The 22,994-nt window shown below is 47.4% G+C and carries 23 protein-coding genes; 12 read left to right on the top strand and 11 right to left on the bottom strand.

Annotation, left to right across the window (positions count from 1 at the left end; all coding sequences use genetic code 11):
• Nucleotides 1-89 precede the first annotated feature (89 nt).
• Nucleotides 90-1,343 carry an MFS transporter gene (locus KNO90_RS11425; protein ID WP_214742586.1) on the top strand — a complete coding sequence of 418 codons (1,254 nt, stop codon included), beginning with the start codon at nucleotides 90-92 and terminating at the stop codon, nucleotides 1,341-1,343.
• 20 nt (nucleotides 1,344-1,363) lie between these two features.
• Here the strand turns inward: KNO90_RS11425 and KNO90_RS11420 are convergent, their stop codons facing one another.
• The 4 genes from KNO90_RS11420 to KNO90_RS11405 all read right to left on the bottom strand — a co-directional run bounded on the left by KNO90_RS11420 (nucleotide 1,364) and on the right by KNO90_RS11405 (nucleotide 3,160).
• On the bottom strand, nucleotides 1,364-1,660 hold the full coding sequence (locus KNO90_RS11420) for a DUF3817 domain-containing protein (protein ID WP_214742584.1): 297 nt from the start codon (nucleotides 1,658-1,660) through the stop codon (nucleotides 1,364-1,366).
• A gap of 80 nt (nucleotides 1,661-1,740) precedes the next feature.
• A complete protein-coding gene (locus tag KNO90_RS11415) occupies nucleotides 1,741-2,247 on the bottom strand; it encodes a DoxX family membrane protein (protein ID WP_215113637.1) in 507 nt (168 codons plus the stop codon).
• A gap of 181 nt (nucleotides 2,248-2,428) precedes the next feature.
• Nucleotides 2,429-2,842 carry a pyridoxamine 5'-phosphate oxidase family protein gene (locus KNO90_RS11410; RefSeq protein ID WP_214742580.1) on the bottom strand — a complete coding sequence of 138 codons (414 nt, stop codon included), beginning with the start codon at nucleotides 2,840-2,842 and terminating at the stop codon, nucleotides 2,429-2,431.
• A 117-nt stretch (nucleotides 2,843-2,959) separates the two neighbouring features.
• Nucleotides 2,960-3,160: a cold-shock protein gene (locus KNO90_RS11405; protein ID WP_015880427.1), complete on the bottom strand. Its 201-nt coding sequence runs from the start codon at nucleotides 3,158-3,160 to the stop codon at nucleotides 2,960-2,962.
• A 261-nt stretch (nucleotides 3,161-3,421) separates the two neighbouring features.
• On the opposite strand from KNO90_RS11405, the gene KNO90_RS11400 reads away from it, so the two are divergent.
• Nucleotides 3,422-5,020 (top strand): glycoside hydrolase family 55 protein, encoded by a 1,599-nt coding sequence (locus KNO90_RS11400; protein ID WP_215113636.1) that lies wholly within the window; start codon nucleotides 3,422-3,424, stop codon nucleotides 5,018-5,020.
• Here KNO90_RS11400 and KNO90_RS11395 read toward each other — a convergent pair.
• Together KNO90_RS11395 and KNO90_RS11390 are read right to left on the bottom strand one after the other, a co-directional pair.
• Nucleotides 4,984-5,490: a flavodoxin domain-containing protein gene (locus KNO90_RS11395; protein ID WP_214742577.1), complete on the bottom strand. Its 507-nt coding sequence runs from the start codon at nucleotides 5,488-5,490 to the stop codon at nucleotides 4,984-4,986. The genes KNO90_RS11400 and KNO90_RS11395 overlap by 37 nt on opposite strands.
• A gap of 103 nt (nucleotides 5,491-5,593) precedes the next feature.
• On the bottom strand, nucleotides 5,594-7,243 hold the full coding sequence (locus KNO90_RS11390) for a glycoside hydrolase family 13 protein (protein WP_215113635.1): 1,650 nt from the start codon (nucleotides 7,241-7,243) through the stop codon (nucleotides 5,594-5,596).
• 124 nt (nucleotides 7,244-7,367) lie between these two features.
• On the opposite strand from KNO90_RS11390, the gene KNO90_RS11385 reads away from it, so the two are divergent.
• The 4 genes from KNO90_RS11385 (at nucleotide 7,368) to KNO90_RS11370 (ending at nucleotide 11,041) form a co-directional block, all read left to right on the top strand.
• Nucleotides 7,368-8,147, top strand: coding sequence for an AraC family transcriptional regulator (locus KNO90_RS11385; protein WP_214742575.1), 780 nt, complete (start codon nucleotides 7,368-7,370; stop codon nucleotides 8,145-8,147).
• Nucleotides 8,148-8,232: 85 nt separating this feature from the next.
• The gene (locus KNO90_RS11380) at nucleotides 8,233-9,573 is read left to right on the top strand and encodes a globin family protein (RefSeq protein WP_214742574.1); all 1,341 of its coding nucleotides are present in this window, start codon (nucleotides 8,233-8,235) and stop codon (nucleotides 9,571-9,573) included.
• 19 nt (nucleotides 9,574-9,592) lie between these two features.
• Nucleotides 9,593-10,492 carry a class F sortase gene (locus tag KNO90_RS11375; protein ID WP_215113634.1) on the top strand — a complete coding sequence of 300 codons (900 nt, stop codon included), beginning with the start codon at nucleotides 9,593-9,595 and terminating at the stop codon, nucleotides 10,490-10,492.
• A 102-nt stretch (nucleotides 10,493-10,594) separates the two neighbouring features.
• Nucleotides 10,595-11,041, top strand: a complete 447-nt coding sequence (locus KNO90_RS11370; RefSeq protein ID WP_215113633.1) for a hypothetical protein — start codon at nucleotides 10,595-10,597, stop codon at nucleotides 11,039-11,041.
• A 48-nt stretch (nucleotides 11,042-11,089) separates the two neighbouring features.
• On the opposite strand, the gene KNO90_RS11365 is transcribed toward KNO90_RS11370, so the two are convergent.
• The 3 genes from KNO90_RS11365 to KNO90_RS11355 form a co-directional block, all read right to left on the bottom strand.
• Nucleotides 11,090-11,797, bottom strand: a complete 708-nt coding sequence (locus KNO90_RS11365) for an ABC transporter ATP-binding protein (RefSeq protein WP_214742571.1) — start codon at nucleotides 11,795-11,797, stop codon at nucleotides 11,090-11,092.
• The gene (locus tag KNO90_RS11360; RefSeq protein ID WP_215113632.1) at nucleotides 11,797-13,434 is read right to left on the bottom strand and encodes an ABC transporter permease; all 1,638 of its coding nucleotides are present in this window, start codon (nucleotides 13,432-13,434) and stop codon (nucleotides 11,797-11,799) included. Before KNO90_RS11360 ends, KNO90_RS11365 begins: the two co-directional genes overlap by 1 nt.
• A gap of 133 nt (nucleotides 13,435-13,567) precedes the next feature.
• Nucleotides 13,568-14,629 (bottom strand): Fe(3+) ABC transporter substrate-binding protein, encoded by a 1,062-nt coding sequence (locus KNO90_RS11355; protein WP_214742569.1) that lies wholly within the window; start codon nucleotides 14,627-14,629, stop codon nucleotides 13,568-13,570.
• 226 nt (nucleotides 14,630-14,855) lie between these two features.
• Between KNO90_RS11355 and KNO90_RS11350 the strand changes: the two genes are divergently transcribed.
• Entirely contained in the window at nucleotides 14,856-15,431 is a 576-nt protein-coding gene (locus tag KNO90_RS11350) for a TetR/AcrR family transcriptional regulator (protein ID WP_215113631.1), read from the top strand.
• 19 nt (nucleotides 15,432-15,450) lie between these two features.
• Nucleotides 15,451-18,603, top strand: coding sequence for an efflux RND transporter permease subunit (locus KNO90_RS11345; protein WP_215113630.1), 3,153 nt, complete (start codon nucleotides 15,451-15,453; stop codon nucleotides 18,601-18,603).
• 43 nt (nucleotides 18,604-18,646) lie between these two features.
• Here KNO90_RS11345 and KNO90_RS11340 read toward each other — a convergent pair whose 3' ends face one another.
• Nucleotides 18,647-19,384 carry a YwqG family protein gene (locus tag KNO90_RS11340; RefSeq protein WP_215113629.1) on the bottom strand — a complete coding sequence of 246 codons (738 nt, stop codon included), beginning with the start codon at nucleotides 19,382-19,384 and terminating at the stop codon, nucleotides 18,647-18,649.
• A gap of 149 nt (nucleotides 19,385-19,533) precedes the next feature.
• Between KNO90_RS11340 and KNO90_RS11335 the strand changes: the two genes are divergently transcribed.
• From KNO90_RS11335 to KNO90_RS11320, 4 genes are all read left to right on the top strand, one after another.
• The gene (locus tag KNO90_RS11335) at nucleotides 19,534-19,887 is read left to right on the top strand and encodes a CidA/LrgA family protein (protein ID WP_215113628.1); all 354 of its coding nucleotides are present in this window, start codon (nucleotides 19,534-19,536) and stop codon (nucleotides 19,885-19,887) included.
• Complete coding sequence (locus KNO90_RS11330; protein ID WP_215113627.1) at nucleotides 19,884-20,558, top strand: LrgB family protein; 675 nt, start codon at nucleotides 19,884-19,886, stop codon at nucleotides 20,556-20,558. The genes KNO90_RS11335 and KNO90_RS11330 overlap by 4 nt, the downstream gene beginning before the upstream one ends.
• A 97-nt stretch (nucleotides 20,559-20,655) precedes the next feature.
• A complete protein-coding gene (pepT, locus tag KNO90_RS11325) occupies nucleotides 20,656-21,894 on the top strand; it encodes a peptidase T (RefSeq protein WP_215113626.1) in 1,239 nt (412 codons plus the stop codon).
• A gap of 52 nt (nucleotides 21,895-21,946) precedes the next feature.
• The gene (locus tag KNO90_RS11320) at nucleotides 21,947-22,396 is read left to right on the top strand and encodes an SACOL1771 family peroxiredoxin (RefSeq protein ID WP_427373410.1); all 450 of its coding nucleotides are present in this window, start codon (nucleotides 21,947-21,949) and stop codon (nucleotides 22,394-22,396) included.
• A 39-nt stretch (nucleotides 22,397-22,435) separates the two neighbouring features.
• Here KNO90_RS11320 and KNO90_RS11315 read toward each other — a convergent pair whose 3' ends face one another.
• A complete protein-coding gene (locus KNO90_RS11315; protein ID WP_215113625.1) occupies nucleotides 22,436-22,993 on the bottom strand; it encodes an MFS transporter in 558 nt (185 codons plus the stop codon).
• Nucleotide 22,994 lies beyond the last annotated feature (1 nt).

Genomic DNA, 22,994 nt, shown 5'->3' with positions numbered 1-22,994 from the left:
ATTATATTGAACTTTATATTTACATTTCATCCCGATACCTTTATGATAATGTTAAATCACATTTAACTAATTTGTAAAGGAGACTTCCTATGAAAAAATCATTTTCGAATCTACACATCTTGTTAATCGGAAAATTCATGTCGTTGTTCGCCTCAAACTTGTTCACATTTATCGCCGGATTGACCGTTCTCACCACTTCTGGGTCTGGGTTACAATTTGCGATTGTCTTATTAGCAGGAACCCTACCTCGCATCCTACTTTCACCTTTCGCTGGTGCTTATGCAGACAAACTAAATCGTAAGCGTGTCATCGTAAATATGGAAACATTAAATGGATTGCTCTTTGTTCTTGCCGGAATTGCGAGCTTAATTTGGACATTTAATGTCCTTACTTATCTTTTGATCACCGCATTACTCTCTGTTTTTTCAACTTTCCTATCAGTGACTTTGTCTAGCTCGATTCCTCTTCTGTTTAAGGAAGAAGAGTTACAACGAACCAACTCATTAATCCAAAGTATCATCTCATTTTCAAGTATCGGCACACCTTTATTGGCCGGAGCTTTATTTAAAATTCTACCGATTTCCGTATTCTTGTTCAGCTCAGCTGTCTTATTTTTCATTGCAGGATTAGTCGCCACCCATCTTAAATTTCAATCCCGTAATACTCAAGAGACGTCTCAGTCGACTTGGAAAGAAGTGCAATCCGGTTTTCAATATCTGAAAAAACAGCGCGTTTTATGGACCATCGCCCTCCTCGCTACATTTCTTAATTTCTTTTTTGTCGCATCCGAAGTCTTATTCCCTATTGCCGCATTACAAGAAGTCGGAGTCTCACCTCTTCAGTTTGGATTTTTAGAAAGTATGTTCGCTATCGGATTTTTAGTCGCTTCATTATTACATGCATTACCGTTCTTTAAAATTAAATACCGACTTTCAACGATGAGAAGTGCCTTAATTGTTTTAAGTTTATTGTTCATCGGTCCTGCCATCCCACTTTACTTTAAGTTCAGCGTATTGCCTGCTATCGTATTCTTTTCGTTTTTCGCTTTACTAAGTGGTCTCTTCGTTATTCGAGCCAATATCCCGATTCAAATGTATTTACAAACGAATACAGATCCCAATTATTTAGGTCGTGTAATGGGAGTTCTCGAATCGCTGGCGATGGGAATCACACCACTCGGTTTCATTCTTTTCGGATTTTTAAGTGATTTAATACTAGTCTCTCTCCTCTATACCATTTGTATGATTTGTTTGCTTAGTCTCACTTTATTTTCCATGCACCGTATCCGTCATGACATTCGAGCAGAACGAGCAACAGCTCAGTCAATGGAACAAGTGTCCTAACGAAAAAGACATCGAACGAATCAGTTCGATGTCTTCTCTGTTGACGGGAGTACCCGTTTTTCTAATAAAAATGGTCCAAATGGGATAACCGATGCCATCACGGCAAGCGTCAACACTTTGAATCCCCAGCGGTAGCGCCATGCCATATAGATGGCTGCAAGTACGTAGGCAACAAACAAGAACCCGTGTGCCGCACCGACGATACTGACCGCGAGTGGGATACCGGCCATATACTTGAGTGGCATCGCAATCAATAGTAACAACAGGAAGGATACCCCTTCTGTGTAACCAAGCCATTTAAAATGAGTCGTAGTCATATGCGTTCTCCTTTATCTCTGTAGGCTATATCTATCGTAGCCGAAACATGAGAGATTTGTCACAGGAGAGAGCACGGAATTTACGAGGCTATTTGACGATTTGGTGAACGGTGCATGACTTTCGTTTCGACAAAGCGACGAAGGAACAATCCATCCACACCGATTTTTCCAGCATTATGTCCAGCCACCAAAATCAATACAGATACGATTAACATGGTCGGGTTCGTACTGACCGTTCCAGAAAGTAAGAAGGCCATATTCATAACCAATCCGAAGAACGCCGCGCTACGTGTGAGTGCACCGAGCAATAATCCAAGACCGACTAAGAACTCGCCGTAAGGAATGAGGACATCGAATAATCCAGCGTTCGGAATCGCAAAGTTTTCCAAGAATGCAGCCCACCATCCTGCGACGGCTGGATGATCTCCAGTTGCGAGAGTCAGTGCGTTATTTAAAAAACCTTCCGTTCCAAAACCACCTGTGAGTTTACCCCACCCTGCTGTTAACCAATGATAACCGAGCCATACACGCAACACTATCAAGATGGCTGTGGCAATGTTGTGATTTTGCCAAAATTTCGTGAACATGATGATTCCTCCCTTTCAAGAAGTTGAATAAATGAATAATGTGATTACATTCACAATATACCATTCATGCTCACCTATTCACATATCTATTTCCCTTTGTTCATGATTCGTCCATATGTATGCCATATTCTATTCACATTCATCCAAAAAAAGACACCTGATTTAGGTGCCTTTAAGGAAATTATAGTGTCACTTCTTGAGGTGGCTGACCTTTTTTGTTCATTACACGCATCGATTCTGGTTCGATTTTGAGAATAACGAGTTTCGGATCGTCCGGTCCGTCGAACCAGCCCTCGAGTTTCTCGTTCCATACTTTTTCTTTCATCGATTCATCATCTGAAACGGTCGCTTTCCCTAAGATTTCTAAGTAGGTGTCGCCCACTCCATCTCCGTCATAACCAATTAAAATATGTGTATATGGATTCTTCTCTAATTCCTCCACTTTATCTGTCTCATTTGAAGTTGCCGTATAGAGTGTGAGATCATCATGGAAAAATGTCATGTATCGACTATGTGGTTTTACCTTATACACCGTAGCCATCGTACCGACATCACTCGAATCTAGGATTTTCAAAGCTGTTTCTTTTGCACTCATTCCAAATTCCTCCTTCATGATTTGTCGCTCGTATACTGTTCCCTCAAACTATAGGATTAAACACAAAAAAACCTGCTCGCCGATGCGAGCAGGTATCATATTCCTTAGAAAGGAAGATTAGATTTTTTCAACGTTAGAAGCTTGTGGTCCACGAGCTCCGTCAGTGATTTCGAAAGTTACTTCTTGGCCTTCTTCAAGTGTTTTGAAGCCGTCGCCTTGGATTGCTGAGAAGTGTACGAATACGTCGTCTCCGCCTTCCATTTCGATGAAGCCGTAACCTTTTTCTGAGTTAAACCATTTTACTTTACCTGTGTTCATGAATGAACCCTCCTGAAATAAACGCTATGCGTTATAGTAGTGCCTTACTAGAAAAAACTTGACCAAAAAAAATACAAGCCTTTGGATTATCTAATGAAAAATAATCCCAAGCACTTGTGAATTATGATTCCAGCTATTCTTAATTAAGCACATACTGAATATAACACGACTAGATGCTTCTGTCTAGTAAATACTTCTGATTGCTAAAAAACGGACCGAAACGGGTACAAGCTAGAGAAGATGACGCTAGGAGGATTTATGATGAACCACTCACCTGAACAACAGTCCATTGCATCAATGATTGCCTCTTATTCCGATTGGTCCGAAGAAGATTTAATTCCACAAACGCTCGAATGGCATAAAGCTACGCGTGAAACGTCTTACTCAAAGAAACAACAAACCATCCCTTGTCGGATTCCGTTGACGGAACGGATTACCCCTATCGAAACGTCACTCCCGCTCGAACTCGTTGACGGAATTGTTCGCCCCGTCTGGATGCGCCGACTCGATGCTGAATATTTGAACTTGATGCAGACGACGAAACAACACGTCGATGTTACGAACTATGGCGCTGTCGGAGATGGAAAAACGGATTGTACCCTCGCCTTTCGTCTTGCCATCCGCTCGAACCGGCGCGTCTTCGTCCCGGCAGGTGTGTATGTCGTGCGAGGCATCCGTCTTCCTTCGAACTGTGCGCTCGAAGGCGCCGGACAAGATGTCACGATTCTCAAACTATCTGACCGTGCACCGAAGCATCGCCGACTCTTGCGGAACGCTACGCCTTTTGCCGGAAATCACCACATCGAGGTATCTCATCTGACACTCGATTGGAACGTCGCGCGATTAGGTGATGTGAAACGGACGACGAGCGGTGACACGACATCGAGCGCCTTAACGTTTGCGCATGTGACGTATGGCTGGGTGCATCATGTGACGGCTAAACATGCCGGTCTTCATGCGTTCGATATCACGTCTCCGCACTATCATTACTTAGGAGACGGACTACGTGCGGCAAACGGGAGTCGATATATCCATCTCGACCATCTCGAAGCGACGAATTACGGGGATGACGGGATCACGACACACCACAGTGACGCCATCTACATCACTAACTGCTATTGTCACCATCCTCATGGACGGACACACGCCTTAGGGTTCTCCAACTCGAACGGAATCGAGATTGATGACGGATCGCGACACGTCACGCTCGTTCACAATAGAACGGAAGGGTGTTTTGGAGGCATCGAAGTAAAAGCACATGGAACGTCATCAGCAGCACACGATGTCCATATCTTCGGACATCTCTCCGTTCACGACAATCGCTCGTTTAACTTCCGCCATATCGGTCATCATTTGGCAGACGATCCGAATTCAGAAACGGCCCGCTTCCTATCTGGTACGAACTTAGTGTCCCTCGAGCCGATTCGCAGTCCGTTGTATGCAAAATCCTCACCCCGAAGTTTGGTCGTTTCTGCCTACCAGGATGTCTTGATTCATGGATTGACCGCAATCGGAGATCCACTTTACGATTACGAACAGCACCCGGCGCTTGCGATTCAATACAAATCGAGACGCGTTCAACTGAAGCGTGTCTCCGTACGGGGGTTCACCACAGCCCGAGCCGACCTCGAACTGTTCGGAGGAGATAACCGGACCGATGATGTGAGCATCGAACAATTACGATGCCACGAATCGGCACCCATCGCTTTAAAAATCGGTCGTCAACTCGAACACCTCGCCCTTCATCAGATTGAAGGGCAGAAAAAAAGCGGAGATGTGCTCATCTCCACGAAAAGTCCGATTGATGCGAAAGACTTGCTCGCTCAGGGATTTTCAGATCGTGTCCGTTCGGATGTTTGAGCCGCCTCCACGAGCTGGTTTAATTTGCTCTCATCGAGTTCAAGTGAGCTTTCTTTCTGTTTGGCCATCATGCGGACGATTGCTTTGTCCAAAAAGCCCATTCGTTCAAAGTCATAGCCGCTCCCGACGACCTCGACGAAATAAGCATGGTTGCGGAGTGTGGAACGATACGCTTCTTCTAGCTCACGAATCCGTTCGGACTCTGTCGGTGTTCCCGCGCACAAGTACAAGGCGAGAGGGCGCTCAAGCAAATGTGCTTCATGAAGCATCAACCATTCCTTCATCTCGTCTTGGATGGTGCCCATTCGAATCGAGCTGCCGACGATGACGTGGTCTACCATTTCCCACATGATGTCTGGCTCTTCTACGATATTTTGGACACGAACGTCACCCGATAGACGTTCGGCGAGTAAAGCCGCCACTTTTTCACTCGTCCCATATCTGGAAGAGTACGCAATCAAAGTACCCATGTCGTTCCCTCTTTTCATGTCAGACGTTACTTACATTATTCCCGAATCATCGAGAGAAGATACGTATGCACTCAAAAAAGCTCGCCGTCTGGCGAGCTTTTCGTCACAGTTTATACACTTGTGCCTCGTAAGGACGAAGGGTGAACGGTTCAATCGGTTCCATATTTCCGATGACACGTTCTTTCACGTCATATGGTAACTCTCGTTGTTGTGTCTCGTCGGAGAAGTTACAGAGTACGAGCCAGGTCTCACCTTCGAACGACCGTGTGAACACATAGACCGCCTCATCTTCCGGTAACAACAGCTCATACTTCCCGTAGACGACGATTGGGTTCGCTTTACGGAGCGCAATCAACTGACGGTAGTAATGGAAGAGTGAATTCGGATCTTTTCGTGCCGCTTCCGCGTTGATGTCGACATAGTTCGGGTTGACCTCAATCCAAGGCGTCCCTGTCGTAAATCCACCATGTGCTTCGTCTGACCACTGTACCGGTGTGCGTGAATTATCACGTCCTCGCTCATGGATGCCACGGAAAATCTCGTCGTGCGTCAATAACCCGTTTGATGTGTAATCGCGATAGGCGTTCAACGTCTCAATGTCCCGATACTGGTCAATGGAGTCAAAGGCGACGTTCGTCATACCGAACTCTTCCCCTTGATAAATGTATGGTGTCCCTTTCAATAGATGGAGAAGCGTCGCGAGCATCTTCCCGGAACGGACGCGATACTCGGGCGAATCGTTTCCAAAGCGTGAGATGGCACGAGGCTGGTCATGGTTACTCCAGTACAAGCTGTTCCACCCTTCCTCTTCGAGCCCTTCTTGCCAACGCGAGAAAATCGTCTTCAGCTCAGTCAACTTCCAGTCCGTCGGATTCCACTTCCCGAAGCTCCCGTTCCCGACATCCACGTGTTCAAAATGAAAGACCATGTTCAATTCGTTGCGGTCTTCTCCCGTGTAGAGCTTCGCTTCGTCCACACTGACCCCTGGCATCTCTCCGACCGTGATCGTGTCGTATTTCGACAAGACTTCCCGATTCATCTCCTGCATGAATTCATGGATGCGTGGTCCGTTAAAGAAGAATGGCGTGCCGTCACCATACCCCGTCCCTCGCGTTTGACCATCAGGATAGCTTTGATCTTTTGAAATCATATTGATGACGTCCATCCGGAACCCGTCGACCCCTTTATCGAGCCAATATGTCATGAGGTCGTACACTTCACGACGAAGCGCCTCGCTTTCCCAGTTCAAATCCGGTTGTTTCTTACTGAAGAGATGGAGGTAGTACTCATCGCTCGCTTCGTCATACTGCCACGCGCTACCGCCGAAGAAGGCCCCCCAGTTCGTTGGAGGTTGACCATCTTTCCCTTTTTTCCAAATGTAGTAGTCACGGTATGGGCTGTCTTTTGAAGAACGCGACTCCATGAACCATTGGTGCTCATCCGAAGAATGGTTGACGACGAGGTCCATCATGATTTTAATGCCGTGACGATGCGCTTCTTCAAGCATCGCATCAAAATCATCCATCGTACCAAACTCGTCCATGATGGCACGGTAATCACGGATATCGTATCCATTGTCGTCGTTCGGTGAATCGTACACCGGCGAGAGCCAGATGACATCGATTCCGAGCTCTGCCAAATAAGACATCTTTTCTGTGATCCCTTGAATATCGCCGATCCCATCTCCGTTTGAGTCATTGAAGCTACGTGGATAAATTTGATATACGACCGCTTCTTTCCACCATTGTTTCATGTTAGGTCCTCCTTGAAGTTCGTTTTCCGTTTCAACGCTTTCATCGTACTGCCTTCAAGTTTCCGAGACCATTCATGATATGATTAAAATATGCACAATTTTGCTATTAAATGAGGAGATTATTATGGAAATCGGCTTTTGTGGCTATTCGTACCATACAACGACTTATACTTTTCCATTTGCTACTACACTAGACACCTATTTAATCCGTCTGCAAACAGAAGGGACGGCACGGGTTGTCGTAAACGGAGAAACGATGTTGACACGCCCCGGTGACTTGTTACTCGTTTCTCCCGGAGATATGTATGAATTGCATGTCGATACGCCTGCGAGCGGAGACTATCATATTTTTTGTACCGGCTCCTCCATTGATTCATGGTGGAACGCCATTCCGCGCGAGCGCACCTATTCTATAAATGTTGACCCCCGACTACTTTCCCTTTGGCAACATATTACGGAAGAAGTACGTCGGCCACCCTCTGAACAGAGCGATGCCTTAATCGAAACGCTCGTACAGGCTCTTTTACTCATGCTTGATCGTTCGACGCAAGATGCCCATGTCCATTCTCGACCTCCCGTCGTCTCACGCATGATGCGCTTTATCGAGGCACGTGTAACAACTGACTTCAAAGTGGCGGATGTCGCCACTGCGGTCGGACTCAGTGTTTCAAGAACCGTCCATCTCTTTAAAGAAAACACTGGAATGACCATCATCGAATATGCACAATCAATTCGTCTTCAGCTTGCCGAGGAGCAAATGCGCTATACAAAACATTCATTAGAAACGATTTCAGAACTGTCTGGATTTCGAAGTTATCCATATTTCCACAGAATTTTTAAACGAAAATATGGCGTCGCACCGGGGGTTTATCGCACTCTTCAACAAAAAAACGAAAAAAAATAAAAAAAGAGTGATCCATTTTTTGAACCGCTCCGTTAGATGGGTGTAAATAACGACAACACTCACTTACGAAAAGGAGCGATTACCCATGAAGAAGAAGACGTTAAACAAAATCGTAGCCCCGGCACTTGCCTTAGGACTACTCGTACCAGTGAACGCGCAAGCAGCGGATCACACGCCGACAGCGAGCACACCAGCAGGTGACCTTCGCGCGACACTCGACCAACTGTTATCTGAGCACTACGTATTAGCCGTCACATCGATGATGAAAGGATACGACGAGGCCGCAGATGCTGAAGTTTCGATGAAAGCACTTGATCAAAACGCACTCGACATGACGCCAGCGATCTCATCAATTTATGGGGAAGAAGGCGGCATGAAGTTCGAAGAAATCTTCCGTGGTCATAACGACTACTCAGCTGATTTTGTAGAAGCAGCAAAATCAGACAACAAAGAATTACGCATGGAAGCGGAAGCAGAAGTCGATGAGTTCGTAGATGAGTTCTCTACTTTCCTCGATGCAGCAACAGAAGGTAACTTACCGAAGGAAGCAGCAGCTGATGCACTTGAACTTCATGAAGACCAAGTTCTCTCTGTATTCGATAACTATGTCGAAGGAGATTACGAAGAAGCTTACATGACGTTCCGTGAAGGCTACAAGCACATGTTCAACATCAGTAAAGCTCTCTCGGGGGCAATCGTCACACAAATGCCTGACAAATTCACGACTGGAGCCGACACACCAGCTGTTGAACTCCGCTCAACATTAAACAGTCTCGCAGGTGAACACTTTGCCCTTGCTGCCATCGGTATGCAAAAAGGGTACGATCAAGCAGAGGACTATGACTACGTGACATGGGCAGAAGATCAAAACACACTCGACTTTAAAGCAGCCATCGCATCCGTATATGGCGATGAAGGTGCCGCACAGTTCGAGAAAATCTGGAACACAGACCACATCACAGCACAAGGTGATATCGTTGCCGCAACACTTGAAGGTGACGAAGAGATGATTAAAGACGCTCGGATGCGCCTCGACACATTCGCCGTCGACTTCAGCACATTCCTCGATGCAGCAACAGAAGGTAACTTACCGCAAGCTGCTGGTGAAGAAGCGATCAAACAGCACGAAGCGCTCGTACTCGACACGTTCGATCAATATGTCGCAGGTGATGCAGAAGCGGCTTGGATGTCATTCCGTGAAGGATATGCGTTCATGTTCGGTGTTGGTGAAACACTCGGTAACGCGATCGTGACACAAATGCCTGACAAGTTTGAAGAAACAATGATGCCTGAAGAGATGCCTGAAACAGGTCTCGGTGGCGCTCAAGAACAATCAATGAACAGCCTCTACGCTGCACTTGCTGTCCTTGGCGGAATCTTACTCGCCTTCGTGACGCTTCGCAAACGTAAAGTGTCTGAACAATAATCAATAAGGAGGGAGTCCCATGAACAAGCGCCTTTTGTTTCTGGCGCTCTCTCTCTTTTGTTTTAGCTTCTGGACGTGGACGAGCGCCCAAGAATCGTCGTCACCACCTGTAGAAGAAAAACAAATAGAGGAGAGCCCGGATTTAACGGCTGAATTCTCACTTCTACAGGAAGAGGTGAAGAAGCTTCGGTTAGCAGAGGAAGAAGAACATGCGAAAGCCGTCACACCCGTTCAAATTCAAATTCCCAAAATCAAACTCGATACCGCAATCGAACAAGTCGGTGTGTTAGAAAACGGACAGATGGGCGTTCCAGAAGACGAAAATCAAGTCGGATGGTTCGAACCCGGTGTCACACCAGGTAGTAAAGGAAATGCCGTAATTGCTGGTCATGTCGACAGCAAGACCGGTCCAGCCATCTTTTATCAACTTGACCAATTGACAAAAGGCGATGACGTTCTGATTCAAGATGAGGCGGGAAACACCTTACGATTCCGCGTCACGAAAACAGAACGATATGATACGAAAACCGCGCCAATCGAAGAGATTTTCGGTGCCACATCAAATCGAAACTTAAATTTGATTACCTGTTCGGGTACGTTCGGGGACGGGGGCTATGATAAACGATTTGTCGTCTATACAGAGCTAGTGGAGACCGATCTGAACGAAACTGTCGATCTCGAGACACCAACGGCAGTCGAACTAAAAGGAAACTTGTTGACATGGCACGCCGTTCGTCAAGAGAGCGTGATTGGATATCGCGTCTATGAAGTCGTCAACGGAACAGCGACTCGTATCGAAAGTGTCCCATCCCATGCGAGAAAGAGTATCGAGGTCACAAATGAGAACAACGCATCCTACTACGTGACTGCGATTGATCAGCTTGGAAATGAGTCGAAGCCGTCCCAGACAGCACAGTAGTACGAAACGTCCTTAGTCTAACAGCTAAGGACGTTTTTCTATTTCTTATGTATAGTGAAGGTAGTAACATGCATCAACTTTAGGATAAGGAGTTTACATGTCATGAGGACTCAGCTTTCATCACCTCTCGCCAGTCAATTAAAGAGAAGAATTCGCTCCATTTGGGGTGTGACCGATTCACATTATTGGTACCCTCTATCGACTGCCCGGCGCCCCGATGTGATTGCGTTCGATAGCGACTATATTGACGAGGATGATCAAAAAATCAAGGAAATCCAACAATGGATATTGCGTCGAGGCGCGGATGTCGTCTTTGAACTACACGAGGACCTTACGCTCTGGCAAATCGATACCGATTCCTTGGATCCTTGTTACGATGGTCGTTATTTAGAACGTTATTGGTTTGACCAACACATGAACTGGGTCATTTATGCATATCATGAAAGTACGATCAGTTTCGGTGGGCATGAATTTCTCACATCACTTCAGTCCTATTGGCCAGATTGGCAGGAACATCTATCTGTTTTAGACAATCGATACGTCGAATGATGGAATCGACATAAAAACGCACTCATTTTATCAATGAGTGCGCCGAACTTATACGAAGCAAGGAATCTGCGGGTTGAACGTCTTGTTGTTCTCCGTCATGACCTGCTTTTTAATTTTGCCTTCTCCGAGATAGACGATGCGGTCAGCAAGCGCCTCGGCATCTTCCTCATCGTGTGTCACGAAAATCGTCGTCGTGCCCGTCTGCTTCAAGAGACGACGAAGGTCGTCACGGATCCGATGTTGAAGTGACGTATCCAAGTTACTGAACGGTTCGTCTAAAATCAAGAGCGCTGGTTTTGGTGCGAGTGCACGAGCGAGCGCGACACGCTGTTGTTGTCCCCCACTAAGTTCGTACGGATAACGGTGACGGAACTCCGTCAAGTTGACGAGCTCGAGCATCTCTTCGACACGCGCATTTCGTTCTTTACGACTCAGTTTATGAAGACCGAACCGAATGTTCTTTTCAACGGTCATGTGTGGGAAGAGTGCATAGTCTTGGAAGACCATCCCGACGCCACGATCTTCTGGCGGCATGAACTGGCAATCGTCGCAACAGACACAGTCATTCACGACGACGACGCCCTGGTTCGGCATCTCGAGTCCGGCAATCAATCGGAGAATCGTACTTTTACCAGAACCGCTATCCCCGAGAAGCGAGACGATTTCGCCTTTTGTGATTGAAATCGAGAACCCTTTGATGGTCTCTTCATGTGCACCTTTATAGCTAAAATGTAAATCGTTGATTTGAACGAACATTAGTCGGCCTCCTTATCAAGCACCTTATGGGAAACGAATATCAACAGTCCACTCATGAGGACGATGACGATGGAAGCGAGTGCCGCTTCGTGAATCTTCTCATCACTCACGTATTTGAACGCCTGTGTCGCAAGCGTTGAAAAGTTAAATGGTTGTAAAAAGAGCGTCAACGGCAATTCTTTCATAATATCAATAAAGACGAGGATAAATGCGCTCATGATCGCGCCCTTGATCATCGGAATATCGACGCGGAAGAACGTTTGGACCGTATTCCACCCAAGCATACGGGATGCTTCCGTGAACGACTTCCCGACCTTCTCGAATCCACTCTCAATCGAGTTATATCCAATCGCAAGGAAGCGAATCACGTAAGCAAAGATGAGCATGATGAGCGTCGTCCGAAATACGAATGTCTGGCTTAGGTCAAGCGCCCGTGCCATGTCGAGTACTTTGTCATCGAGCCACAAAAAGAGCGTGATGACCGCAATCGCAATCGCTGCTCCCGGAATCGAATACCCGAGTGTCGTCACCTTCGAAATGACACGCGTCATGTTCGACGGGAAGAGTCGTGTATAGTTCGCGATAATGAGTGCGAACAGTAAGATGATTACGGTCGCGGTAAAGGCGACTCGTACCGTATTCCAAACGAGTTGCCAAAATTCTTCCGTGAAGACCGTATCGAACGTCAGGAACGTCCAGGCCATCAACTGCGTGAACGGAATGACAAATGCGATCGCAAAGACGAGCGAGACATATGTGAATACAGCATAGCGATGCCAGCCTTGAAGCGGTCTCGGTTTGAGCGGCTTTACTTTCGTCGAGGCGTAACTGAACTGCTTCCGTCCCCGGACGAGCCGTTCCATCGTCAAGATGGCGATGACGAGAATCATGAGCGTTCCCGCCAGTTTCAATGCCGACGACGTATCCTTCATCCCGAACCATGTGCTGAAGATAGCGGTACTAAACGTCTGAATCCCAAAGTATTTGACGACACCATAGTCGTTCAGTACTTCCATCAATACGAGGCTGACCCCACCGATGATGGCAACTCGTGAAATCGGAATGACGACCGTGAAGAAAATATCCCACGAGCCGCGACCGAGGATTCGTGCATTCTCAATCATCGAAGACGATTGGTTGTGCAGGAACGCTCGTGTAATCGTATAAATGTAAGGATAGAGGAACAACGTGAAAATAAACACGGTTCCTTGAATCGACATAATGTTGAAGTACGATTGATCGACCGTGATCCCGAACTGATTCCGCAGCGTCGTTTGAATCACTCCGGTGTAATTTAAAATGCCGTGATACGTATACGCCCCGATATAAGGCGGAATCGCCAGTGGCAAGATGAGTGCCCATTTAAAGAAGCGACGGAACGGAAAATCATAGACGGTCACGAACCAGGCGAGGCTCGTTCCAATCACAGTCGTCAGGAGACCAGTAGCCACCATGATGAACAACGTGTTCCGCACATAACGGGGCAACAAATACTCTTGAATATGTTGCCAGTTGTCATTGACCGGTGCGAATAATTCCACGAGCACGACAATCCCCGGCAAGACGATCAATAAAATCGCAAGAAAGCTGAGGATCGCCCATCCATTCAGTTGTCGTTTTACCGCGTGCCAGTTCATGTCGTACCGCTCCCGTTCTGTAAACAATCAATTCCTGTCCCATCATATCAGTTTCTACGCGTCCCGTGTAGCGCTTAGGGTGTGAGAAACGCAAAAATCTCCGGCCTGAACTCGCGTTCAAGCCGAAGTCATCTTACTTCCAACCTACTTCGTTAAAGATGCGGATTGCTTCTTGTTGGTTTTCTCCAAGTGCAGAGAGGTTGATGTCTTGCTCTTTGAACTCGCCCCATGATTGAAGAAGTTCGTTCGGTTCGACTGACTCATTGACTGGATATTCGTAGTTCACACTCGCAAACTTCTCTTGAGCTGACGGTTCTGACATGAACTCCATCAATTTCTGAGCGTTCTCTGTATGTTTCGATGCTTTCGTCATCGCGATACCCGAAATGTTTACGTGCGTGCCTGTTGTATCTTGGTTCGGGAAGAAGACACCGAGCTGTTCAGCGACTTTCTTCTCTTCTTCGTCTTCAGAATTCAACATGAGCCCCATGTAGTACGTGTTCATGATGGCCACGTCCCCTTCACCGGCGACGACCGCTTTCGCTTGGTCACGGTCGTTCCCTTGTGGGTCGCGTGCCATGTTGTTCACTAAGCCCTTCGCCCACTCTTTCGCTTCATCGACACCGTTTACTTCGATGAATGATGCAAGGAGTGAGATGTTATACATGTTTTCAGATGGACGGACGAGTACTTTGCCGTTCCACTGTTCTTCTGTCAACGCTTCGTACGTCGATAACTCTTCTGGTTTCACGCGATCTTTCGAGTAGACGATGACACGTGCACGTTTCGTCAAACCGAACCATTCATTGTCCGTATCACGGTATTTTTCAGGGATGTTTGATTCAAGCTCATCGCTATCGACCGCTTGAAGATGTCCCGCTTCTTTCGCCTGGTACAAGTTACCGGCATCTGCCGTGATGAAGAGGTCAGCCTCTGTGCTCTCACCCTCTGTGTTCAAACGCTCGAGAAGCTCGTCACTCTTCCCTTCCACGACGTTGACCTTGATGCCCGTCTCTTCTTCAAATTGTTTATATAGTTGCTGATCGACATCGTAGTGGCGACTCGAATAAACATTCACGACATTCGAATCGTCCGAACCTTCATTTGAAGTCGTTTCGTCTGTGCTTGCGCAAGCGGCAAGGAGTGATGTCGTCAACGCTGCTGAAAGCCCTAACGCTACATATTTTTTGTTCATCTGTCATTCCCCCACGTTCGTTTATTTCTCTCTGGTAATGATAATTACTCTCAGTACCTATCATCACTGATAATCATTCTCACGTCAAGGGTTTTCTGTATTCGTATCCAAGACGAATATGCGCTTTCTAACAGTTTTAAAGGCATCATTTCTTGACTTCAAAAGAAAGCGTTCGCTATAGTGAAATCAAACAAACCGTCTGGTCGGTACAGAAAGAGGTGGAGGCATGACAAACCGATCGAACGTCACGAAACAAAAGCTTCTAGATGCGGCAACAGAGATCATCATGAATCATGGTGTGCATCACCTTACATTAGATGAAGTCGCCAAAGCAGCAGGTGTTTCAAAAGGTGGACTTCTCTATCACTATGCGTCAAAGGAAGCATTACTAACGGCCATGGTCGAACGGTTACAACAAGAGCAAAATGAATTGTACGCCTCCCTTCAACAGGAAGGGTTTGGTCCGATCGAGGCATTCGTTCGTCTATTCGATGAGACGAAGCTACATCCTGAGCGCGCAACCATTCAAATCGACGTCGAGAAAATGATTGCCTTTCTCACGTTGTTCGCTGTTGATCAAGAGTATGCGAATCGATGGAAAGAGGACTTGGATGCGTTTTTCGAACAGTTTCAGAAAACGGCAGATCCTGTTGAAACGATGATCATTCGCTATGCGCTTGAAGGCATGATGATGTCCGAACACTTCGGAGTCGGGGTGCCGCCTGCCGAACTCAAACAAGCCATCATCGCCCGCTTGATTGAACGGGCACACGATATCGACAACCAATCAGAAAAACAATAGATATAGGAGATTAAAAACCATGCAGAAAATCACATCCTTCTCCGTTAACAACAAGTTTGCGGTTTGGTTGATGACCATCATCTTGACGGCCGCCGGTCTTTTCGCCGGTCTAACGATGAAGCTCGAGACATTACCAGACATCACGACACCAACTGTCTCGGTCACGACCATCTATCCAGGTGCATCCCCTGAGCAAGTGCTCGAAGAAGTCAGTACCGTCTTAGAAGACCGACTTCAAAGCTTGAACGGTGTGGAACAAGTTCGTTCTTCTTCGTTCCAAAACGCCTCAAATATCCAAATCGATTATGACTTCAGTACAGATATGGATGAAGCGGAACAACAAGTCAAAGACGCGTTAAGTAACGTCGAACTACCTGAATCAGCTCAAGAGCCTCAGGTATCACGTCTCAGCTTTGATGCCTTCCCGGTAATCGGGGCTGCCATTTCCGATGAAAATCTGGATTTAGCAGAATTGACGAAACTCGTCGAAGAAGAAGTGCAACCTGCTCTTGAAGGAGTAGAGGGTGCGCAAACGGTTCAGATTGCCGGACAAGAGATTCGTCGGGTTGAACTTCAATTCGACCAAGACGCCCTCGCTGAATACAATTTGACCGAAGATGCGGTCAAGCAATTGATTCAAGCGAACGATGCGCGCATCGCACTCGGATTATACGAACTTGGTGACACGGAACAGGCCGTTGTCATTGATGGAAAATCGGAGACGCTCGAAGCGTTCCGTGATCTTCAAATCCCTTACTCACCGGCGCAGTCGACTCCAGCGACACCGTCTGCTCCAACTGACGTACCAACCGGTCAAACACCTGAAACACCGACAGAAGTTCCGACAGAAACACCGTCGACCTTACCGCCAAACGTTCCAACGACCGTTCCGACTGTCGCGTTAAGCGAGCTTGCAACGATTGAGGACAAAGGAATCGAAGAGTCGATTTCTCGCTCGAACGGCGAGCGTTCAATCGGGTTACAAGTGACGAAAACACAAGATGCAAATACAGTCGACGTCGTCAACGCTGTCAAAGAAGTACTCAATGACTTCGAGGCAGAATACGATACGGCGAACGTGTCAATCACACTCGACCAAGGTGAACCGATTGAAGAGTCGGTGAACACGATGCTATCGAAAGCACTACTTGGTGGTTTGTTCGCTATTTTAATTATCTTGGTGTTCTTACGAAACTTCCGTTCGACCATCATCGCCGTCATTTCAATTCCATTGTCGCTTCTCATGGCCCTTATCGTCTTGAAGCAATTGGACATCACATTGAATATCATGACACTCGGTGCGATGACCGTCGCGATCGGACGGGTTGTCGACGACTCCATCGTCGTCATCGAGAATATCTATCGCCGACTCACGCGTGCGAATGAACCGCTCCGTGGAAAAGAATTGATTATCGCTGCAACGAAGGAAGTATTCATCCCAATCGCCTCGTCGACAGTCGTCACAATTGCCGTCTTTTTACCACTCGGCTTTGTCACAGGGTTTGTCGGTGAGTTGTTCCTACCGTTCGCTTTGACCGTTGTCTTTGCTTTACTCGCTTCATTGCTTGTCGCGATCACGGTCGTACCAATGATGGCCGACTCGTTCTTTAAGAACCGCGATAAACTTAAGCCGGAAGAAGGTCCAGGGAAACTCGCAGATTGGTATCGTGGTGTCCTAAACTGGTCACTCAACCATAAACTAGTCGTTTTCGGACTCGCGACGGCGCTTCTGATCGGAAGCTTCGCACTGGTTCCGACAATCGGCGTCAACTTCTTGAACCAGGAAGCAGATAAGACACTTTATGTCACATTCGACCCAGAACCGGGGCAAACGCTTGAAGATTCGATTGCCGCTGCAGAAGTGGCAGAAGAATACTTCATGGATGAACAACCGAACGCAACGGACGTTCAGTTTACGGTCGGTGGAGAGAATCCACTGAACCCCGGAAACAACAAACAAGGAATCTTCATCGTTCAATATGATCCAGACACAGAAGATTTCGCTGATGTGAAATTAGCGGATATCGAGAAGTTGAACGAGCTCGCTTCGAATGGGGAGTGGAAAGAACAAGACTTCTCAGGTGGTGGCGCTACGAGCGGTGTCACGTATAACGTCTACGCCAACTCGCTTGAAGATTTAGAAGCGATTGTGCCAACCTTCATCGAAACAATCGAAGAAGAGACAGACTACGTCCGTCAGGCGACTTCTGACTTACGTGAGTCCTATGTACAATACACGTTCAACGTCGACCAACAAGCCGCTGCAGAAGCTGGTGTGTCAGCGGGACAAATCGCGCAAGTCATCAGCCAGTTCCAGGCACCAGAAAGCCCACTTGCGAGTGTGACAGTGGATGACAAACAGTTAGACGTCGTCATCCCGAACGAGCAAGTGACGTATGACAGTGTCGATGACCTGCAAGCACAAGAAATCACGACACCGTTCGGTCCACGTCCGATTTCAGACTTCATTGAGATCGAAGAAGGCACGACACCGGACACGCTCGTCGAGCGTGACGGGAAGCTACTCGCCCAAGTAAGTGTTGAACTCAGCACGGATAAAGCGACCGAGGCATCCGCTGCGATTGAAGAACGCGTTTCAGACATCGAGCTCCCGTCTGGCGTATCGTATGATGTCGGCGGTGTAACGGAACAGATCCAAGAATCGTTCACACAGCTCGGTCTTGCGATGCTCGCCGCGATCGCCATCGTCTACTTGGTACTCGTCATCACATTCGGTGGGGCACTCACGCCATTCGTCGTGTTGTTCTCACTCCCGTATGCGATTATCGGGGGACTCGTCGCCCTTCTCATCACAGGTGAGACGATTTCGGTTTCTGCCTTGATCGGAGCACTCATGTTGATCGGGATTGTCGTCACGAACGCCATCGTCTTGATTGACCGCGTCATTCATAAAGAAGAAGCTGGTTTATCAACACGTGAAGCGTTACTCGAGGCAGCGGGCACACGCCTTCGCCCAATCTTGATGACCGCACTCGCGACAATCGGTGCACTCGCACCGCTCGCACTCGGTCTCGAGGGTGGGGCACTCATCTCGAAAGGTCTCGGTGTCACCGTGATCGGCGGACTCACAAGTTCGACGCTCCTCACGTTGCTCATCGTGCCAATCGTCTATGAGTTCTTCGCACGATTCCGTAAGAAAAAACAAGCGTAAGCAAAAGAGAGTCGACCTTAAAAGTCGACTCTCTTTTTTGTGCTTAATAACACTGCATGATGATTTCGGTTTCTTCGAATCGTTTTGCACGGAGGGCATCATTTGGAATGAGAAAATAGAGCATCCCTGCATCTCCAAACATAATATCCAACTCCTCAGAGGTGTCCATTTGAAAGAGCAAGAATGGATCATCGAATCGTTCTCCATAGGTTTCTTGTACTTCTTCAAAGACGTCACCTTGTACTTCACTCGGGTGTCCACCGATTGCATGAAGTTCCTCACGATCAAACAACTCTTCAAATGCTTCGTATACTTCCTCTTCCATGAGTTCGTACAAATCATATCCATTCTCCGCATAGCTCTCTTTAAAAGAAACGGCACGTTCATTCAATGCTTCTCCAACTCGCACTCGCTCAAGTTGCGTGTCTTCCGTATACACGACACGCCAAAGATGACGTTCGTCCGCATCTCCCCAAGGTTGTTCTTCCAAGTCATAGAAGAAAGACAACAAACCTTCTTTCGGGAGTGCATCTACGGATTCAAACTCAGCTAAATCACTTAAACGGAACTGGGCTAAAAACGTCATATTCTCCCCTGGATGCAAGTCAGCATTTGGCAAATCAGGATGCCCACCGAATTTTGAATAACCGATTCGAACTTCTTCTCGTGTAGTTCGTGGTACAAGCGTCAAATTGACCCGCTTCGTGAACGCACGCAAAATGTCTTCCCCGTTTTGTAATTCGTGCTCTTGAATAAATTGCTCAATCGTTTTTAGTTCCATCTCGACACCCCGCTTGTTTATGATAGATGTAGTATAGCATGCCGAACGTATGTACCCATTACCTTTTTTGTTATACCCTATTCTTGACCTCTCTCGTTGAATTTGAGAAGATTCATACGTTTTGAATGACGTGAAAGGAAGTCATGCATATGAAATTATTAAAATGGATGATTGGGCTCTCTCTTTTATTCGGACTGAGCACACTCGGCAACTGGATCGTTGAGACGTTCGCTTGGAAAGTACCGGGCAGCGTCATTGGCATGGTGCTGTTGCTCATCCTCTTACTAACAAAAGTCATTCGCGTGGAATGGATTGAGGACAGCGCTGGATATTTGACGAAGCATCTCGCCTTCTTCTTCATTCCGATCGCCGTCGGCCTTATGGCATACGGTACCTTGTTAAAAGCTGCCGGTATCCCGCTCCTCATCACGCTACTCGCCAGCATGGCTGTCGGGATGGTCGTGACGGCGCTCGTTTCTGGGAAAGAAGGTGAGGCATCATGACATACGTTTGGATCGGATTGACGATTCTCGTGTATTCGCTCAGTCGTCAACTTTCGAAAAAGTGGGCATCTCCGTTCACCAATGTCGTTTTCTTAAGTACAGCGATTCTAATACTCTTGTTACTCATGACGGGACAGTCCTATGATGCGTATAAACCGGCTACCGATCTCATCACCATCTTACTGGGTCCGGCGACAGTCGCCCTCGGGTTACCGCTCTATCGCAACTTACCCGTACTACTCGCACGGGTAAAACGGGCCCTGAGTGCCATCGTACTCGGGTCACTCTCTACGATTTTTGTGGCTGTACTTTTCGGCAAACTGTTTTCGTTCACCGAAAACGTATTGATTGCACTATCGGTCAAATCGGCGACGTCCCCGATTGCCCTTGAGTTGGCTCGACAGCTAGAAGGGGATGCGACGCTTGCCGCTTCGATTGCTGTTGCCTGCGGTATTTTAGGGGCGATGCTCGGTCCGGTATTATTGACATCGATCCGTATGGACGACCCGTTCACGCGTGGGCTCACACTCGGGACGATTAGTCACGGGATCGGGACCGCTCAGGCGGCGACGGAACATCCGTTGTCCGGTGCGACAGGTGGGGCCGCGATGGGATTGACCGCCATCTTCACCTCGTTTATCTTGCCGATTCTATATCCGTTTCTCTTTTGAACAGGTCACGTCCATCGATGGGCGTGACTTTTTTGTTTCGACTTCGATTGCTCGTGATAAACTAATGAAGATGAAACTTTTTAGAGGAGGACAATCCATGCAAGCAAAATTAATTGAACGCTTAATGACTTACGCGAAGATTGATACACAGTCTGACTTCACGAGTACGACAACACCATCGACGGCCAAACAATGGGATTTGATTCGTCATTTAGAAAAAGAACTGAAAGAACTCGGACTGACAGACGTCGAGACGGACGAATACGGCTATCTCTTCGCCACACTTCCGAGTAACGTCAATCATGATGTCCCGACGATTGGATTCCTCGCTCACGTGGATACGGCGACCGATTTCACAGGAACGAACGTTTCCCCTCAACTCGTTGAGCATTATGAAGGCGGCGACATTGTCTTGAACGAATCCTTAAATATCGTCTTATCACCAAAAGACTTCCCAGAACTTGACGGGTATGTCGGACATACGCTCATGACAACCGATGGAACGACACTCCTCGGTGCGGACGATAAAGCAGGGATTGCCGAAATCGTCACAGCCGTTGAATACTTATTGGCTCATCCTGAGATTCCGCACGGACCGGTTCGCATCGCCTTCACACCAGATGAAGAAATCGGCCGTGGTCCACATAAATTCGATGTCGCCCGATTCAATGCAGACTTCGCTTACACGATGGACGGCGGTCCACTCGGAGAATTGCAGTATGAGAGCTTTAACGCAGCGGGTGCGACCGTCACCTTCCACGGCACGAACGTGCACCCAGGTAGCGCCAAAAATAAGATGGTCAACTCGATGAAGCTCGCGATGGCTTTCCAAAACCGTTTACCTGCTGATGAGGCACCGGAACGTACAAGCAACTACGAAGGATTCTTCCATTTGAACGGCTTCACCGGGGATGTCGAGAAGACGACGCTTCAATACATCATCCGCGATCATGACAAACAAAAGTTCGAAGCGCGTAAAGCGTTGATGGAGAAACTCGTCCTCGAATGGAAACAAAAATACGGGGAAGAACGGATTGAACTCCAGATGGAAGACCAGTATTACAACATGGCAGAGAAAATCGAGCCGGTCAAACACATCGTCGATACCGTCGCTGACGTCATGCGTGATCTTGGCATCGAATCGAAAATCGAACCGATTCGCGGTGGGACAGACGGTTCGCAACTTTCTTATATGGGCCTTCCGACACCGAACATCTTCACAGGTGGGGAGAACTATCACGGGAAGTTCGAATATGTCTCTGTGAATAACATGGAAAAAGCGACAACAGTCATCATCGAAACACTTCGCACATTCGCGAAGCGTGCACAAGCATAACAAATGCGCCTCCAATCATTCTCTTTTACACTAGAGACATTGGAGGCGATTTTTGATGAAACATACATTTAGCATGAACCTCGGCTGGGATGGTGGAAGAAATGACGTCGGTACCCTCGAGGCAGAGCGATTAAAGACACAGATTTCGATTCCACCCGAAATGGACGGTCCCGGAGTCGGCACGAATCCGGATGAGATGTTACTCGGGGCAGCGGCTACGTGTTATATCATCACACTCGCAGCCGTACTCGGTCGAAGTGACCTCACTCACCGTGGCATCACGATTGACGCGGAAGGCATCGTCGATGTGACGAACGGCATCTTCACTTACGAGACGATTCGCTATGCGACAACGATTCAAGTCCCGGCAGAGATGACGGATCGAGAAATCACACTTGTTGAACGCATCGCCAAAAAAGCGAAAGATCAATGTATGATTTCACGCGCGCTCGCAGGCAACGTGGCGTTCGAATTGAATACGACCGTTGTACGAGTCGACTAATGATAAAAGGAGCCACTTCCAGGAGAAACGGCTCCTTCTTCATGAAATATTTTCGATTGGTTGATCCGACTCTGAGTAATACGTTTCAGAGGATGGTCGAAAGACGAAATAGAACTGAATCATACTTAACAGCAAGATGGAGCTCGCCGCGAAGAGGAGCGTGATTCGTAGCTCTGCAATATCGCTGAGTAGTCCTACAAGTAACACTCCGATCACTTGTAAGATGCTTTGAACCATGCCATATATACTTGCAATCCTTCCCGTCATCTCTTCTGGTAGATTATTTTGATAAAACGTAATAAAACCCGCACCAGAAAAGGCATTAAAAAAACCTAATATGAGAAAACCAACTAGAGTCACCCAAAATGAATTGGATGTAGCATAAATCATATATCCAACAGCAACAAGCACCGACCCCACTCCAATCAACCATCTGATCGACAAGAATCGAGTAGCTGACGCGACGACCAGTGACCCCACTACCGCACTTAGTCCTGTCAAACTAATTAAAAGACCGTATTGAGCTTCGGATAAACCTAACGTTTCTTGCGTGAACACTACTTCCTGTGCATCCATCGCGAACGAGACAATTACCATC

The organism is Exiguobacterium sp. s63 (genome assembly GCF_018617335.1).
Lineage (GTDB): Bacteria > Bacillota > Bacilli > Exiguobacteriales > Exiguobacteriaceae > Exiguobacterium.
Note: the sequence above shows the minus strand (reverse complement) of the source record. Positions and strands in the feature narration are given on the sequence as shown.